The organism is Streptomyces sp. McG3 (assembly GCF_018619185.1).
Lineage (GTDB): Bacteria > Actinomycetota > Actinomycetes > Streptomycetales > Streptomycetaceae > Streptomyces.
Genome location: NZ_JAAXYC010000198.1, coordinates 1 through 14,851, shown reverse-complemented (window position 1 = coordinate 14,851; position 14,851 = coordinate 1). Strand labels below are relative to the sequence as shown.

Genomic DNA, 14,851 nt, shown 5'->3' with positions numbered 1-14,851 from the left:
GTGGCGGGGTCGGCTGACATGGTGCTGGTTCTCCGCTCTCCGGTGCCGGGTCCGGACCACCGTAGCGAAGCGGCCCGGGCGGCGGTGGAGGAAGGGCTCATGTGACCAGGCGCAGCGAGCTCTCCGCGATGCCCAGCCGTACGCTCTGGCCCCAGGTCAGCTCCAGGGCGTCGGACTCCATCCCGTCCCCGAAGACCACGACCCGGTCCGACTCCACGGTCAGCCGCAGCCGCTGCCCGCGCCCCAGCTCGCCCGCCACCCTGGACGTCCCGGACGCCGGGGAGGGCCAGGCCTCGCGCACGAACCACAGGAGGCGCGCGTCGCACGGCGCGGGCAGCGGCAGGGTGCCGCCGCGCTCCAGCCACAGCGAGCGGAGCCATCCGGTGGCTCCCGTGCCCGTGCCGACCAACACCCCCGAGGAGGCCTGAGCTTCCCCGGGGGCGCTCTCGCCGTCAGGGCCCAGGCGGTAGCGGGCCGTCTGGTGGCCCGGCGGCCCGAGGTAGATCTCGTTCAGGGCGAGGAGGCGCTGTGTGTCGTCGGCGACGGCCTCGACCATGGTCAGTTCCTCGGCGCTCCCTCCGGCGGCGGTCGCGGCGCGCAGCAGGGCGGCCGTGTCGGCGTGGCGGTGGCGGACCAGGACGCCGGGGTTGCGCCCCGGGGCGGTGTCGATGCCCACCACCGGCTGTCCGGACAGGTACTTCGCGGTGTTGGCGACCAGCCCGTCCTGGCCGACCACGACCACCACGTCCTCCGGGGCGAACAGGAAGCGGTCCAGGTCCGCCCGCTCCACCCGGGAGCTGCGCCAGGTGAGCGGCACCGCCGCGGCCACCTCCCGCAGCGCCTGCCGGGTGTCCTCGTGGCGGCGGGCCACCTCGTCGATCGAGCGCCCCCGGCTGGACAGGAAGAACGCGGCCTGCCCGTGCGTCCCGTGCCGGGCGAGCAGCTCCTCGTACTCCGTCCGCCGGTGGACGAGCACCGCCCGGGGCGCCAGGCTCACGCGCCCGCCCCGCCTTCCGGACGGCCGAGCCTGGCGAGCAGGCCGGTGAGGACGTCGGGGGAGAGGGTGATGCTCTCGACGCGCGGCAGGTTCTCGGCGAGCCGGGTCGCGGCCAGGGCGTGCAGTGTGGCCGGATCGGCCTCGCCGTGCACCCGCAGCCAGGCGGCCTGGGCCTCGGCCCGCGCCGCGCCCGTCTCGCGCGCCGCCTCGGCCTCCGCGCGGGCCAGGCGCACCTTTCGGGCCGCCTCCGCCTCGGTCCGTACCCCGTCGGCGGCGGCCTTCTCCTCGGCCTCGCGGCGGGCGTTGGTGCCGCGCTGGTCGACCAGCTGCTCCTCGCGCCGGGCCAGTTCGATCTGGCTGGCCAGCTCGTTCTCGGCGATGGCGCGTTCGCGCTCGACGGCCACGGCCCGCCGTTCGTAGGTGGCCCGGTCCGCCTCCTGCTGGATCTGCTCGCGGGCCGGGGTGCGCAGGGCTCGCTCGACCTCGGCCTCGGGGCGGATCGCGACGACGCGCACGGCCACCACGTCGATGCCGGTTGCCGGGAGGCGGGGCTCGGCGGTGAGACCGGTGGCGACCCGTTCGCGTACGGACGCGACCCCGTCGACCAGGGCCGCCGCGAGCGGGGTGCGGGCCAGCACGTCCAGCGTGTGCTGCTGCGCGGTCTCGGTGAGGAGGGTGGCGATCTGTTCCAGCGGTGCGCCGCGCCAGCTCCCGGTGTCCGGGTCCACGGAGAAGTCGAGCCGGTTCGCCGCCTCGCCCGGATCGCTGATCCGGTAGGTGACGGTGGCCTGCACGGTGACGTCCTGGAAGTCGGCCGTACGGGCGTGGAACGCCATGGCCAGCTCCCGGTCGTCGACCGGGACTTCGGAGAGCGCCGCCGACAGCGACCGGTACCAGAAACTGAGCCCCTGGCCGTCGTGGGTGAGCCGGCCGCGGTGGTGGTGGCGGATGTGGGCGGTGGGCGCGGAGCGCAGGTGGCGCCAGCCGAAGCGCCGGATGATGTCGGCCATGATGGGGACCCCCCTGGATCTCGTCAGTACGACGATAAGGGGTAGGGGTGAATAGAGTCAAGATGACGAAAATGGAGGTGTGGTCCGGCGCGTAGCGTGCCTGGCCGGGATCTCGCCGCCCCCGTGCACGGCGAGATCGGCGCCGTTGACGTACGAGGAGAGGTCGCTGGCCAGCCAGAGACAGGCCCGCGCCACGTCGTCCGGTTCCGCCAGTCGTCCCATCGGGACGATGTCCGCCACCGCGGCCCCGCCGTCGTCGCCGTACAGCGCGGTGGCGTTCTCGGTGCGGATCAGGCCCGCGGTGATGTGGTTGACCCGGACCTGCGGTGCCCATTCGAGGGCCAGTGCCCGGGTCAGCCCGAGCAGGCCCGCCTTGGCGGCGGAGTAGGCGGCGGTGCCGGGCTGCGGGTCGTGGGCGGAGACGCTGCCGATGTTGATCACGCATCCGCCGTCCGGCTGCTCCCGCATCACCAGGTTCGCCGCCTGGGCCGCGTAGAAGGGGGCGAGGAGGTTGAGCGCGACCACCTTCTCGACGAAGCGCGGCGATACGGTCGCCGCGTCGGCGTCCGGGGAGCCGCCGGCGTTGTTCACGAGCACGTCCAGCCGGCCGAACCGCTCGGCGGTCGCGGTGACGAGATCCGCCGCCGCCGCGGGGTCCCGCAGGTCCGCGGCCCGGAACGAGGCCTCGCGCCCGCCCGTCGACGGCGGGGTGGCGGGCGTGCCGCGGCCGCAGACCATGACGTCCGCGCCGCTCGCGAGGAAGGCCCGCGCCAGTGCGGCTCCCAGACCCCTGGTGCCGCCGGTGACCAGCACCGCTCGCCCCGTGAAGTCCATCGCGTGGGACTGGTCCATGGCCCGCCCTTCGCTCCCGGTTCCGGAGTGCCGCCTCCGGAACGTTCTGCCTTCCGGGGTCCTCCGGGAATCGCCCCGCACCTGACCCCTTCCGGAATCTACCAAGCGCTTGTTAGGGAATCCAGGGGGTGAACGGACCGGGAAATCGGGGCGGGCCGTGAAGAGGGTGCGGACACACGGGCGGCCGGTGGCCTCCGTAGAGGTCACCGGCCGGCCGGGTGGTGCGCCGCCCCCGTCCCCACGGTGCGGCGCGGGTGGACCGACCCCATCCGCTGGGGCGGGCGGTCCACGTCTGTCAGGACTCCGGCGCTCCCGCCGTGAGTCCGAGGCCCGGGAGGATCGCCATCTCCACGAAGCGGGTCAGATACGCCGCGTCGGCGTAACGCCCCTCCAGCAGCGGCCGGGCGCGCATCACGCCGAGCAACTGGGCCGCGACGAAATCGGCCCCCGGGAGGTCCGCCGCGATCTCGCCGCGCTCCCGGCCCCGCCGGACCATCGCGTCGATCGCCGCGATCTCCGGCAGGATCAGCGCCTCGCGCAGCGCGCACAGCAGCTCGGGGCTCTGCAGCGCCGCATGGCTGAGGGCGTGCATCAGCGGGGTGTCGCTCCCCGAGGCCTCGCCGATCGCCCGCGCGGCCTCCAGCAGGTCCCCGGCCAGTGTCCCGGTGTCGATGTTCGGGAGCCGCATCCGCCGGGTGCCGTGCAGTGCGGCCACGACCAGCTCCGGCTTGGAGCCCCACTGCCGGTACAGCGTCGACTTCCCGCACCGCGTGCGGGAGGCCACACCCTCCATCGTCAGCGACTCGTAACCGCTCTCCCGCAACAGCTCCAGCACCGCCCCGTAGAGCTCCTGCGCCCGCTCCGGTGTGATCTTCGACCGGCGGGACGTGAGGGCTGACTCCTGTGCGGAATCGGGCGACGGCATGGGCTGTACCTCCTGCGGCGGTGCGGTGAGGTTCTCGATACGCCAGTGTACCGATACGCGCGTGTACCGATACGCCGACGTATCGGTACACTGGCGTATCGATACGGCGTGGAGTTCACCGGGCCGTCCTGACACCGCTTCGCATCCAAGGGGGCACCGGGTGACCTACGCCCGCACCGAGCCCACGGACCAGGAGCCGGACATACGTGCCCGACCGCCCCTCGTCCGCGAGTTCCTTCTCGTGGCCGGACTCTTCCTGGCCTACAAGTTCGGCCGCCGGGCCGCCAACGGTCATGTCGAGGAGGCGTTCCGCAACGCGGGGAACGTCTGGGACCTGGAACGGGCCCTGCACCTTCCCGGCGAGGGCACGGTCCAGGGGCTGCTGCTGCACAGCCAGCCCCTGATCCACGCGGCGAACACCTACTACGCCGCCGTGCACTTCCCGGCCACGGCCCTCTTCCTGGCCTGGCTCTACTGGCGCCGCCCCCGCCACTACGTCCGGTCGCGCCGTGTGCTCGCCGCGCTCACCGCCGCCGCCCTGGTGCTGCACCTGCTGTTCCCGCTGGCCCCGCCCCGGATGCTGCCGGTCGCCGGACTCGTCGACACCGGCCAGGTCTACGGGCCGACGGTGTACGGCCAGACGCCCGCGACCGACACGATGGCGAACCAGTTCGCCGCGATGCCCTCGCTGCACGTCGGCTGGGCCGTGATGGTCGCCGTGGGTCTGATCGTCGCCACCCGTTCCCGCTGGCGCCTGCTGTGGCTGCTGCACCCGGCTCTCACCCTGCTCGTCGTCGTGGGCACGGCGAACCACTACTGGCTCGACGCGATCGTCGTCGGGGCGATGCTCGCCGTCGCCCTCGCCGTCTTCCGGCTGCCGTCGTCCGCCCGGACCGCCCCCGCGCGGCTGCCCCGGCCGGCTCCGTGGAGCAGTGGCGAAGAGTCTCCCGTGCCGGCGTACGCGGGTGGCGCGGGGCCCGGGCCCTTCGCGTCGGCCGTTCCGACGGGGTCCCCGGGGCCGGCCACCGTGCCCGGGACCTTCGCGGCGGCCGGTCCGCCGTCGTCCTTCGGAACTGCCGGGCCCGCCACCGGCGCGGACGCCGGATCACGGGCGCCCGCCCGGGCCGGAGCGGTGCGATGAACGCCACGCTGCTCGCCGTCGCGCTCTCCCTGGTCTCGGCCGGCGCCTACGCGGCCGCCGCCGTGGCGCAGTCCCGGCTCGCCGGCCGCACCGCCCCGTCCACCGGAGTCCTGCGGCTGCTGGGCCGCGGTGCCTGGTGGTCGGCGGTCGGCCTCAACGCCGCGGGCGCGCTGCTGCACGTCGCCGCGCTCAACTTCGGCCCCCTCACCCTGGTCCAGCCGCTGGGCGCGCTCACCCTCGTCGTCGCCGTCCCGCTCGGGGCGCGCGCCGCCGGACGCCGGGTCGGCCGCGCCGAGTGGCGGGGCACGGCCCTGACCCTGCTCGGCCTCGGTGCGCTGCTCCTGACCGCGGGCGGCTCCGCGCCCCACGAGACCCTCAGCCTTCCCGAGGCGCTGGGCGTCGGCGCGGCGACCATGGCGGTCGTCGCCGGACTCGGCCGGCCCGGGGCACGCGCGGGACTGCGGCACGCGGCGGCGTCCGGGATCACCTCCGGGGTCGCCTCCGCGCTCACCCAGACCCTCACCGTCGCGGTCACCGACCACTCCGGCGGCCCGCTGTTCAGCTGGCGGCTGCTGACGGTGGCACTGCTCGTCTCCGCCTTCGCGATGGGCGGCCTGCTGCTGTCCCAGACCGCGTACCGGGGCGGGCTCGGTGCCCCGCTCGCGGTGGTCACCCTCGCCAACCCCGTCGCCGCCGCCGCGATCGGCCTGGCCCTGCTCGGCGAGCGCCTCCAGGGCGGCCCGGTCAGCCTGGTGCTCGCGCTCCTCGGCACGGCGGCGGCCGTGCGCGGGGTGCTGCTCCTCAGCCGGGCCCAGGCGCGGAACACGGACCCGGGCGCCCCGCCCGAGGTCCCCGCCCCGGGTGACCCGGTCCCCTCCAGGGTCGTCATCGGCAGCCCCCGGCGCGCGGACACCGCACCCCCGGCGGGCGCCCCGGAACCCGTCCCCGCGCACGCCGGCGGCTGACCGGCGCGGAGCGGAAGCGGTCGGCGGGGCGGCCCGGTCCGGCCGGTCCGATCGCTCAGCCGTCGAGATCGGCGATGGCCCGGGTCAGCCAGCTGATCCAGAACGTCTCCAGGTCGATGCCGCCCCGCAGCACCAGATGCCGCAGCCGGTCCTGGTCGGTCGTCGGCGCGGGGGTGAAGTTCCGCTCCTCGATCTCCCGGTACTCCGCCAACTGGCTTTCGTGCAGGGCGAGATGGCGGCGCAGCTCCGCACCCATGCCATCCGCGCCGACCACCGCGGCCGCCCGCATCCGCAGCAGGAGCGGGTCGCGGACCGGCCGCGGATCCTCGGGGAGGGCCACCCAGGCCGCCAGTTCCGCGCGGCCTGCGGGCAGGACCTCGTACTCCTTCTTCTGCCCCCGGGCCGGCACCTCCGCGGGCAGCGCCCTGATCCGCCCGGCCTGCTCCAGTTTTCCCAGCTCGCGATAGATCTGCTGGTGCGTCGAGGGCCAGAAGTAGGCGATCGACCGGTCGAACCTGCGGGTCAGTTCCAGACCCGAGGACGGCTTCTCCAGCAGGGCGGTGAGAATCGCGTGCGGCAGTGACATGGGGTGCATCCTAGGGACGTACGGAGACCGGGAGCGCGCCGTCTTTCGTGGGCGCCCCCGGTCTCCGTACGTCCATGGAACTCACAGCGCGGCGGCGAGCTCCGTGCCCTGGCGGATGGCCCGCTTCGCGTCCAGCTCCGCCGCCACGTCCGCGCCGCCGATCAGGTGGACCGGGACGGCCCCCGCGCGCAGCTCCTCGTACAGCTCGCGGCGCGGTTCCTGGCCTGCGCACAGCACCACCGTGTCGACCGGCAGCACCCGCTGCTCACCGTCGACGGTGAGGTGGAGGCCCTCGTCGTCGATGAGGTCGTAGGAGGCTCCGGCGATCATCTCGACGCCCCGGTGGCGCAGTTCGGTGCGGTGGATCCACCCCGTCGTCTTCCCGAGCCCCGCGCCGACCTTGGTGGTCCTGCGCTGGACCAGGTGGACCGTGCGCGGCGACCGGGGGCGCTCGGGAGCGCGCAGCCCGCCGCGCTCCGCGTAGGCGGTGTCGACGCCCCACTGCCGGAAGAACGTGTCCGCGTCCAGGCTCGCCGCTTCGCCGCCGTCGGTCAGGAACTCCGCGACGTCGAAGCCGATGCCGCCCGCCCCGACGATCGCGACCCGGTCGCCGACCGGCGCCCCGTCGCGCAGCACGTCCAGATAGCTGACCACCTTCGGATGGTCCGTGCCGGGGATCGCCGGGGTGCGCGGCTCGACGCCGGTGGCGAGCACGATCTCGTCGAAGCCGTCCAGCGAACCGGCGTCCGCCCGGGCGCCCAGCCGTACGTCGACCTCCAGCTCGGCCAGCCGCGTACGGAAGTAGCGCAGCGTCTCGTCGAACTCCTCCTTGCCCGGCACCCGGCGCGCCACGTTGAGCTGCCCGCCGATCTCGTCCGCCGTGTCGAACAGGGTCACCGCGTGCCCCCGCTCGGCCGCGGTCACGGAGCAGGCGAGGCCCGCCGGACCCGCCCCGACCACGGCGACGCGTTTACGGGTCCGGGTCGGGCCGATGACCAGCTCGGTCTCGTGGCAGGCGCGCGGATTGACCAGACAGGAGGTGATCCGGAGGCTGAAGATGTGGTCCAGGCAGGCCTGGTTGCAGCCGATGCAGGTGTTGATGGCGTCCGCCCGGCCCGCCGCCGCCTTCGCGACGAACTCCGGGTCGGCCAGGAAGGGGCGGGCCATGGAGACCATGTCGGCCCGGCCGGAGGCGAGGATCTCCTCGGCGACCTCGGGGGTGTTGATGCGGTTGCTCGTCACCAGCGGTACGGAGACCGCGCCGCGCACCTTCTCCGTCACCCAGCTGAACGCGCCGCGCGGCACGGACGTGGCGATGGTCGGGATCCGTGCCTCGTGCCAGCCGATGCCGGTGTTGATGATCGTCGCGCCCGCCGCCTCGATCTCCTTCGCGAGCGTCACGACCTCCTCCAGCGTCGAGCCGCCCGGTACCAGGTCCAGCATGGAGAGCCGGTAGATCAGGATGAAGTCGTCGCCGACCCGCTCGCGGACCCGGCGCACGATCTCGATGGGCAGGCGCACGCGGTTCTCGTAACTGCCGCCCCAGCGGTCGGTGCGGTGATTGGTCGCGGAGACGATGAACTCGTTGATCAGATAGCCCTCGGAGCCCATGATCTCGACGCCGTCGTACCCCGCGAGGCGCGCGAGACCGGCCGCGCGCACGAACTCCTCGATGGTCTCCTCGACCTGGTCATCGGTGAGCGCGTTCGGGGTGAATCCGCTGATCGGGGCCTTGAGCGCGCTCGGCGCCACCAGGTCGGGGTGGTGTGCGTACCGCCCGAAGTGCAGGATCTGCATCGCGATCCGGCCGCCCGCCGCGTGCACCGCCGAGGTGATCTCCCGGTGCTGCTCCGCCTCCGCCTCGGTCGTCATCTTGGCCCCGCCGGGAAAGGAACAGGCCCGCTCGCTGGGAGCGATGCCGCCGGTGACCATGAGGCCGACGCCGCCCCGGGCGCGCTCCGCGTAGAACGCGGCCATCCGCTCGAAGCCGCGCTCGGCCTCCTCCAGACCGATGTGCATCGATCCCATGAGCACCCGGTTGGGCAGGGTGGTGAACCCGAGGTCGAGGGGGCTCAGCAGGTTCGGGTACAGGCTCACGAGGTCTCCTCCGCGCGGGGTCGTCGGGTCAGTTGTAGACCACCGTCAAGCCCTTATGCAACAAGTTGCACAATGATCTGCGTCGCACCCCGCCCTTGGGGCGACGGGCCCGTGCCACGGACGGCGTACCCGGTCGCGCCCGCCCGCCACCCGCCGACGAGAGTGGGATCCGTACCCGCAACCCCCCACCCCGGGAGTCCTCATGGTCTGTGTCAACCGGCGTGATCTCGGTCTGCTCGCCCTGCGCGTCGGCACCGGCGCGGTGCTCGCCGCCCACGGCAGTCAGAAGCTGGCCGGCTGGTTCGGCGGCGGTGGCATCCAGGGCACCACGGCCGCGATGGAGGCGATGGGGTTCCACCCGCCCAAGCACAGCGCCGTGGCCGCCGGACTCGGCGAGGCGGGCGGCGGTGTCCTGCTCGCCCTGGGCCTCGCCACCCCGGCGGCGGGCGCGGCGGCCGCCGGGGCGATGGCCGGCGCGGTGGCCGTGCACGCTCCGGCGGGCTTCTTCGCCCAGGGCGGCGGCTACGAGTACCCGGCGTTCCTCGGTTTCACCGCGGCGGCCATCGGGCTGACCGGTCCCGGGCGCTACTCCGTGGACCATGTCACCTGCCATGTCTTCGACCGCGCCTGGATGGTCGCGCTGGCCTTCGCGGGCAGTGCGGTCGCCGCCGCCGCGGTGGTCGGCAAGCGCACGAAGGCACAGTCCGAGCGGCCGCAGGAGGAGTCCTGATGAGCGAGGACCCCTCCCGGGCCGCCGACCCGTCCGGCCCGGGTGCCCTGACGCCGCCGGACGACTTCGCGCAGGGGCCCCGGAGCGGGCCCGGTCAGGGGGACGCGCCGTGGCAGCGCCCCGACGGCCCGGCCGGCACCGCACCGGTGCCGGATCCGGACAGCCCCTGGGTGACCGGCGGGGTGCTCTTCGCCGGGATCCTGATGCTCTGCCAGGGCGCCGTGGCAGCCCTGGAGGGCATCGCGGCCCTCGCCGACGGGGACGTCTACGGCGACGTCGGCGCGTACCTCTACCGGATCAGCCTCACCGGCTGGGGCTGGATCCACCTGGTGCTCGGCGTCTGCGTGGCCGTCACCGGGGCCGCACTGCTCAAGGGGGCGGGCTGGGCGCGGGTGGCCGGCATCCTCTTCGCCTCCCTGAACCTCTTCGCGCACTTCCTCTTCCTGCCGTACGCGCCCCTCTGGTCGGTGATCGTCATCGCCCTGGACATCTTCGTCATCTGGGCCCTGGCCGCCTACCGGGACCCGGACCCGGCCTCCGCGACCGTGCCGCGCTGACCGTCCGACCCCTCCCGGCTCAGGGCCCCGGGCCACCACGCCTTCGGCCCGATGTCCCGCACCAGCGCCGGGACGAGGAGCGACCGGACGACCAGCGTGTCCAGCAGAACGCCGAACGCCACGATGAACGCGATCTGGAGCAGGAACGCCAGCGGGATCACGCCCAGCGCGGCGAAGGTGGCCGCCAGGACGACGCCCGCCGAGGTGATGACCCCGCCGGTCGTGGTGAGCCCGCGCAGGATGCCCTCCCTGGTGCCGTGCCGCAGCGACTCCTCCCGGACCCGGGACATCAGGAAGATGTTGTAGTCGACGCCCAGGGCGACCAGGAACACGAATCCGTACAGCGGCACCGACGAGTCCGTGCCGCTGAAGCCGAACACATGGGTGAAGACCAGCGAGGAGATGCCGAGGGTGGCGAGGAAGTTCAGCGCCACGGTCGCCACCAGCAGCACCGGCATCAGCAGCGACCGCAGCAGGAAGACCAGGATCACCAGGATGATCGCCAGCACCACCGGCACGATCAGCATGCGGTCGTCCTCCGCCGTCCTTTGGGTGTCGTACTGCTGCGCGGTGTAGCCGCCGACGAGCGCGTCCGAACCGGGCACGGCATGGACCGCGGTGCGCAGAGCGGCCACCGTCTCCTTGGCGTCGTCGCTGTCGGCCGCGGCCTTGAGCGTCGCGTCGATGCGGACCCTGCCGTCGACGACGAGCGGTTCGCCGCCCGGCCGCCCGCTCGCGCTCACCGGCGCGACGGAGGCCACCCCGTCGGTACGGCCGGCGGCCTCGCTGACCTCGGTCACCCGGTCGGCCGCCGAGATGATCACGACCGGATTCCCCGAACCGCCGGGGAAGTGCTCGCTCAGCGTCTCCTGGGCGGCCACGGACGGGGCGTCGTTGACGAAGATCTCGTCGAGCGGAACCCCCTTGGAGGTGAGCGTGGGGGCGAACGCGGCACAGGCGATCAGGGCCGCCAGGGTGATCGCCCAGACCTTGCGGGGCGCCCGGTCGACGAGGGCGGCCACCTTGTGCCAGATGCCGTGGCCGCCGGACACCTGGTCGTCGGCGGGCTTGGGCTTCGCCGGCCAGTAGGCCTTGCGGCCCAGCAGTACCAGGGCGGCGGGCAGGAAGGTGAGCGCGCTCAGGACCGAACAGACGATGCCGATCGCGCCCACCGGCCCGAGGGCCCGGTTGTTGGTGAGGTCGCTGAGCAGCAGGGCGAGCAGGCCCGCCGCCACCGTCGCGGCGCTGGCCGTGATCGGACCGAAGGACTCGCGCACCGCGATGCGCATCGCGGTGAACCGGTCGCCGTGGAGGGCGAGTTCCTCCCGGAACCGGGCGGTGAGCAGCAGTGCGTAGTCCGTCGCCGCGCCGATCACCAGGATCGACAGAATGCCCTGCACCTGACCGTCCACACGCACGATGTCGTGGTCGGCGAGGACGTAGACGATCGCACTGGACAGGGCGAGGGCGAACACGGCGCCGAGGATGATGACGAAGGGCAGCAGCACACTGCGGTAGACCAGCAGAAGGATCACGAGCACCGTGATCAGGGCGACCCCGAGCAGCAGTCCGTCGATGCCCGCGAACGCGTCGGACAGGTCGGCCTGACTCGCGGCGGGCCCGGCGAGCTGGACCGTCGTGCCGGGCACCGACGAGGCCGCCGCATCGATCCTCTCCAGCACCGCGGGCAGTTCGTCCCCGAGGCCGGGGCTCAACTGCACGATGCCCTGGAGGGCGAGGCCGTCCTTCGACGGCAGTGCGGGGGAAGGCGTTCCGACGACACCGTCGCTCCCGGCGAGCGGGGCGAGGACGCCGGTGGCGGCCTTCCGCTGCTCGTCGCTCACCGGCGCGTCCTTCTCCGCCGAGGTCCAGACGACGATGACCGGCAGGGTCTCGTTCTGCTGGAACGCCTTCTGCGCGTCGATGACTTGGGTGGACTCCGCGTTCTGGGGCAGGAAGGCGGCCTGGTCGTTGGTGGCGACCTCGCCGAGCTTCCCGGCGTACGGGCCGAGCCCGCCGCCGACGCCGAGCCACGCGATCAGCAGCACGACGGGGACAAGCCAGCGGATCGACCGTGCGGAGCGTGCAGGGGTGGACATGTCTCTCCCGGGGGTGGAGATATCTCAGTGGTGAACAATCTCAATTGTTGAAATACATTACGGGACTGCTCGTGCGGGCAACCGCAGGGGGTGGGTTCGACGGCCTCGGGTCCCTCCATGGACGCACCCGGCCGGCAGGGAAAGCTCAGCGACGCGCCGTGGGAACTTCGCCCAGCTCCTCGTTCATGGCGGCGAGGAAGCGCAGGACGGTCGCCAGCTCCGTCTCGCTGAAGCGGGCCCTGGCGCGTGCCGTGGCCTCGGCGAGCGGCATGAAGTAGTCGCGGGCGGCCGTCCGGGCGCTCGCCTCGTAGTACACGTGTACCACCCGGCGGTCGGTGCTCTCCCGGGCCCGGCGGACATGACCTGCCCGCTCCAGCCGGTCCAGGCAGGCGGTCACCGCGCCGGAGGTGAGACCCAGATGCTCGCGCAGCGCCCCCGGGGTGAGGGGCGACGGGGCGTCGAGGATGGCCGCGAGCGCGCTCACGTCCGTGGGATGCAGTTGCTGGTTCGCCGCGAAACCGTGAGTCATCCGGTTGATCTCGCCGTTCATCCGGCGGAGCTCCACCGCGAACGCCTGGAGGTCCGCGAGCGGCGCCCCGGTCTCCGGGGCGCCGCTGCGGGTCGGTCGGTCGTCGGCGCTGGTCACGCCCTCAGCGTATAGAACGGGCGCGCGGGCGACGTGCCCGGACCGTCGCGGGGTCCGGGCACGGCATCCGCTGCGCGCGGGGGGGCCGAGGCGCGACCATCCGTCACGAGGTCGGCGGCATGAGCACCGTGTCGACCAGATTCACCGTGGCGTTGGCCGTCGGCACATTGCCGCAGACGATCTTCGACGAGTCGTTCACCGTGAACTCGGTGCCCGAGCCCTTCGTGGTGAGGTCGCTGCCCTCCAGCGTCTTGAAGGTGCCGTTCTCCATCTGCTGGGTCGTGACCTTCTCGCCCACCACGTGGTACGTCAGCACCTTGGTGAGCTGGGCCTTGTCGTTGAGGAGTGCCTCCAGATCGGCCTGCGGGATCTTCTCGAAGGCGGCGTTGGTCGGCGCGAACACCGTGATGTTCTTCGCGTTGTTGAGCGTGTCGACCAGACCGGCCTTCTTCACCGCGCTGACGAGGGTGGAGAGTTCGGGGTTGTTGGATGCGGCGGTGGCGACCGGGTCCTTCGCCATGCCCTCCAGGCTGCCCGCGCCCTCCTTCGGTACGGAGGAGCAGGCGGGGCCGTACGGTTCGGCAGGCGCTTCGGCCTGGGCCTGCGGGGCGAAGAACGCCAGAGAGGCGGGAAAGGCCAGTGCCGCGGCGGCCGCCGCGGTGCGCTGCAGACGGGTGATCGTCATGATGTCTCCTCCGGCGAGCGGGGGTGGGTCTGCTCCTTCTCTCCCACGCTGACGCGCGTCCGCCCGGACCGCTCGCCGCGTCGTTTCTGCGTCGAAAGTCACGCTCCGGCGCGCTCATGACATTGATCCGCCGGACGGGGGCAACCGGGATGCATGAATACCCGTTCAGTAACAGCGCAGGGACGCGGCCAGGCGAGAAGAGCCGCGAACAGCACCGCGATGGAGGCAGGAGCCCGCGCGGGCTTCGTGGCACGTGGGGTGATCTACGTCCTCGTGGGCGCCCTCGCCCTGCAGATCGCCCTGTCCGGAGGCGGTGGGAAACAGGCCGACCGGGGCGGCGCGGTCGGCGAGATAGCCGAGAAGCCCTTCGGGAAGATCCTGCTGTGGGTGCTGGGCATCGCGCTGGTGGGAATGGCGCTCTGGCGGCTGTCCGAGGCACTGTTCGGCTCGGCCGGGCCCGACGGCCGCAAGCCCACCAAGCGGGCCATGGCGGCGGGCCGTGCCGTCTTCTACGGGTTCGTGGCCTACTCCGTCCTGTCCTTCGCCGCCGGTGACTCGGGCAGCGGGGGCGGATCGTCGGACCAGCAGTCGAAGGACATCACGGCCAAGGCGCTCGGCTGGCCCGGAGGCCAGTGGATCGTCGGGATCGCGGGCGTGGGGGTGGCCTGCGCCGGTCTGTGGATCGCGGTCCGGGCGCTCCTGCGGAAGTACCACAAGCACCTGAAGATGTCCGAGATGTCCAAGCGGGTCCGGCAGACGGTCGACTTCACCGGAGTCTTCGGCGGCACGGCGCGCGGCATCGTGTTCGCCACGGCGGGCGGATTCGCGGTGGCCGCCGCGATCGAGCACCAGCCGGACAAGTCCAAGGGCATGGACGACACCCTGCGCTCCTTCACCGACACCCCCGTCGGCCCGTGGCTCCTGGTGGTCATCGCCCTCGGACTGATCGCCTTCGGCGTCTTCTCCTGGTTCAACGGCCGCTACCGCAAGGTCTGAGCACCACTCCGCCCGAGCTGTCCGCCCGCCGCCGCACTCCTGCGGGCGGCGGCGGCCTCGCGGTCCGCCTGCTCGGGGTGGCGGCGGAGCCAGTACGGATTGTCGTGCGGCAGGCCGCCCGTCACCCGTCCGTACATGCCGAACGTGAGGATCAGCAGCCCCATCACGAAGCTGAAGACGACGTTCGGCATCCCGAAGTCCAGGATGTTCGCGGCCCGGTCCAGGATGAAGAGGTGGCCGAAGCCGCTCAGCAGGAAGAGCGTGCCGATCGTCATGTTCAGGGTGGACGCGACGTTTCCGCCCACCGCGGCCCCGGCGATCAGCAGCCCGCCGACGACCACCGAGATCAGGCTCAGCAGACCGTTGGTCGACAGTCCGGCGATGTGATCGCCGCTGGTGTCGAAGAAGCTCAGCCGACTCGTGAAGCCGAGGATGCCGAAGGTCACCAGGATGGCGCCGCAGAGACCCGCGCCGATCCGGTACACCTTCGCCAGCCGGTGATCGACGGGGAGTTCGTCGCTCAGTTTCATGGCCGTCTCCTGTCCATCCTGCTGCGGTCCGGGGC

General features: G+C 72.8%; 15 protein-coding genes. 5 read left to right on the top strand and 10 right to left on the bottom strand.

The window, feature by feature from the left end:
* Positions 1–97 precede the first annotated feature (97 nt).
* From HET64_RS26370 to HET64_RS26355, 4 genes are all read right to left on the bottom strand, one after another.
* Positions 98–997, bottom strand: coding sequence for a hypothetical protein (locus tag HET64_RS26370; protein ID WP_215109651.1), 900 nt, complete (start codon positions 995–997; stop codon positions 98–100).
* The gene (locus HET64_RS26365) at positions 994–2,007 is read right to left on the bottom strand and encodes an SPFH domain-containing protein (protein WP_215109650.1); all 1,014 of its coding nucleotides are present in this window, start codon (positions 2,005–2,007) and stop codon (positions 994–996) included. The genes HET64_RS26370 and HET64_RS26365 overlap by 4 nt, the downstream gene beginning before the upstream one ends.
* A gap of 57 nt (positions 2,008–2,064) precedes the next feature.
* Entirely contained in the window at positions 2,065–2,859 is a 795-nt protein-coding gene (locus tag HET64_RS26360) for an SDR family oxidoreductase (RefSeq protein WP_215109649.1), read from the bottom strand.
* A gap of 295 nt (positions 2,860–3,154) precedes the next feature.
* Positions 3,155–3,784 carry a TetR/AcrR family transcriptional regulator gene (locus HET64_RS26355; protein WP_215109645.1) on the bottom strand — a complete coding sequence of 210 codons (630 nt, stop codon included), beginning with the start codon at positions 3,782–3,784 and terminating at the stop codon, positions 3,155–3,157.
* 160 nt (positions 3,785–3,944) lie between these two features.
* On the opposite strand from HET64_RS26355, the gene HET64_RS26350 reads away from it, so the two are divergent.
* Entirely contained in the window at positions 3,945–4,925 is a 981-nt protein-coding gene (locus tag HET64_RS26350; protein ID WP_215109644.1) for a phosphatase PAP2 family protein, read from the top strand.
* Entirely contained in the window at positions 4,922–5,890 is a 969-nt protein-coding gene (locus HET64_RS26345; RefSeq protein ID WP_215109643.1) for a hypothetical protein, read from the top strand. Before HET64_RS26350 ends, HET64_RS26345 begins: the two co-directional genes overlap by 4 nt.
* A gap of 55 nt (positions 5,891–5,945) precedes the next feature.
* Here the strand turns inward: HET64_RS26345 and HET64_RS26340 are convergent, their stop codons facing one another.
* The gene (locus HET64_RS26340) at positions 5,946–6,476 is read right to left on the bottom strand and encodes a PadR family transcriptional regulator (protein ID WP_215109642.1); all 531 of its coding nucleotides are present in this window, start codon (positions 6,474–6,476) and stop codon (positions 5,946–5,948) included.
* Positions 6,477–6,557: 81 nt separating this feature from the next.
* Entirely contained in the window at positions 6,558–8,573 is a 2,016-nt protein-coding gene (locus tag HET64_RS26335) for an NADPH-dependent 2,4-dienoyl-CoA reductase (RefSeq protein ID WP_215109641.1), read from the bottom strand.
* 202 nt (positions 8,574–8,775) lie between these two features.
* On the opposite strand from HET64_RS26335, the gene HET64_RS26330 reads away from it, so the two are divergent.
* Both HET64_RS26330 and HET64_RS26325 read left to right on the top strand, forming a co-directional pair.
* Positions 8,776–9,303, top strand: a complete 528-nt coding sequence (locus HET64_RS26330) for a DoxX family protein (RefSeq protein WP_215109639.1) — start codon at positions 8,776–8,778, stop codon at positions 9,301–9,303.
* The gene (locus HET64_RS26325; RefSeq protein WP_215109637.1) at positions 9,303–9,860 is read left to right on the top strand and encodes an aluminum activated malate transporter family protein; all 558 of its coding nucleotides are present in this window, start codon (positions 9,303–9,305) and stop codon (positions 9,858–9,860) included. Before HET64_RS26330 ends, HET64_RS26325 begins: the two co-directional genes overlap by 1 nt.
* On the opposite strand, the gene HET64_RS26320 is transcribed toward HET64_RS26325, so the two are convergent.
* From HET64_RS26320 to HET64_RS26310, 3 genes are all read right to left on the bottom strand, one after another.
* Positions 9,818–11,959: an MMPL family transporter gene (locus tag HET64_RS26320; RefSeq protein WP_215109635.1), complete on the bottom strand. Its 2,142-nt coding sequence runs from the start codon at positions 11,957–11,959 to the stop codon at positions 9,818–9,820. The two genes, HET64_RS26325 and HET64_RS26320, sit on opposite strands and share 43 nt — an antisense overlap.
* Before the next feature lie 145 nt (positions 11,960–12,104).
* Complete coding sequence (locus tag HET64_RS26315) at positions 12,105–12,605, bottom strand: MarR family winged helix-turn-helix transcriptional regulator (protein ID WP_215109634.1); 501 nt, start codon at positions 12,603–12,605, stop codon at positions 12,105–12,107.
* Between the two features lie 103 nt (positions 12,606–12,708).
* On the bottom strand, positions 12,709–13,290 hold the full coding sequence (locus HET64_RS26310; RefSeq protein ID WP_215109633.1) for a fasciclin domain-containing protein: 582 nt from the start codon (positions 13,288–13,290) through the stop codon (positions 12,709–12,711).
* Positions 13,291–13,443: 153 nt separating this feature from the next.
* On the opposite strand from HET64_RS26310, the gene HET64_RS26305 reads away from it, so the two are divergent.
* The gene (locus HET64_RS26305) at positions 13,444–14,286 is read left to right on the top strand and encodes a DUF1206 domain-containing protein (protein ID WP_215109632.1); all 843 of its coding nucleotides are present in this window, start codon (positions 13,444–13,446) and stop codon (positions 14,284–14,286) included.
* Here HET64_RS26305 and HET64_RS26300 read toward each other — a convergent pair.
* Positions 14,271–14,816 (bottom strand): DUF4383 domain-containing protein, encoded by a 546-nt coding sequence (locus HET64_RS26300; protein WP_215109652.1) that lies wholly within the window; start codon positions 14,814–14,816, stop codon positions 14,271–14,273. The genes HET64_RS26305 and HET64_RS26300 overlap by 16 nt on opposite strands.
* Positions 14,817–14,851: the final 35 nt, after the last annotated feature.

Bases quoted from the DNA above. Each gene is read 5' to 3' on its own strand.
- HET64_RS26365 (WP_215109650.1), bottom strand. From the start codon at position 2,007: ATGGCCGACATCATCCGGCGCTTCGGCTGGCGCCACCTGCGCTCCGCG.
- HET64_RS26360 (WP_215109649.1), bottom strand. From the start codon at position 2,859: ATGGACCAGTCCCACGCGATGGACTTCACGGGGCGAGCGGTGCTGGTC.
- HET64_RS26355 (WP_215109645.1), bottom strand. From the start codon at position 3,784: ATGCCGTCGCCCGATTCCGCACAGGAGTCAGCCCTCACGTCCCGCCGG.
- HET64_RS26345 (WP_215109643.1), top strand. From the start codon at position 4,922: ATGAACGCCACGCTGCTCGCCGTCGCGCTCTCCCTGGTCTCGGCCGGC.
- HET64_RS26340 (WP_215109642.1), bottom strand. From the start codon at position 6,476: ATGTCACTGCCGCACGCGATTCTCACCGCCCTGCTGGAGAAGCCGTCC.
- HET64_RS26330 (WP_215109639.1), top strand. From the start codon at position 8,776: ATGGTCTGTGTCAACCGGCGTGATCTCGGTCTGCTCGCCCTGCGCGTC.
- HET64_RS26325 (WP_215109637.1), top strand. From the start codon at position 9,303: ATGAGCGAGGACCCCTCCCGGGCCGCCGACCCGTCCGGCCCGGGTGCC.
- HET64_RS26320 (WP_215109635.1), bottom strand. From the start codon at position 11,959: ATGTCCACCCCTGCACGCTCCGCACGGTCGATCCGCTGGCTTGTCCCC.
- HET64_RS26310 (WP_215109633.1), bottom strand. From the start codon at position 13,290: ATGACGATCACCCGTCTGCAGCGCACCGCGGCGGCCGCCGCGGCACTG.
- HET64_RS26305 (WP_215109632.1), top strand. From the start codon at position 13,444: ATGAATACCCGTTCAGTAACAGCGCAGGGACGCGGCCAGGCGAGAAGA.
- HET64_RS26300 (WP_215109652.1), bottom strand. From the start codon at position 14,816: ATGAAACTGAGCGACGAACTCCCCGTCGATCACCGGCTGGCGAAGGTG.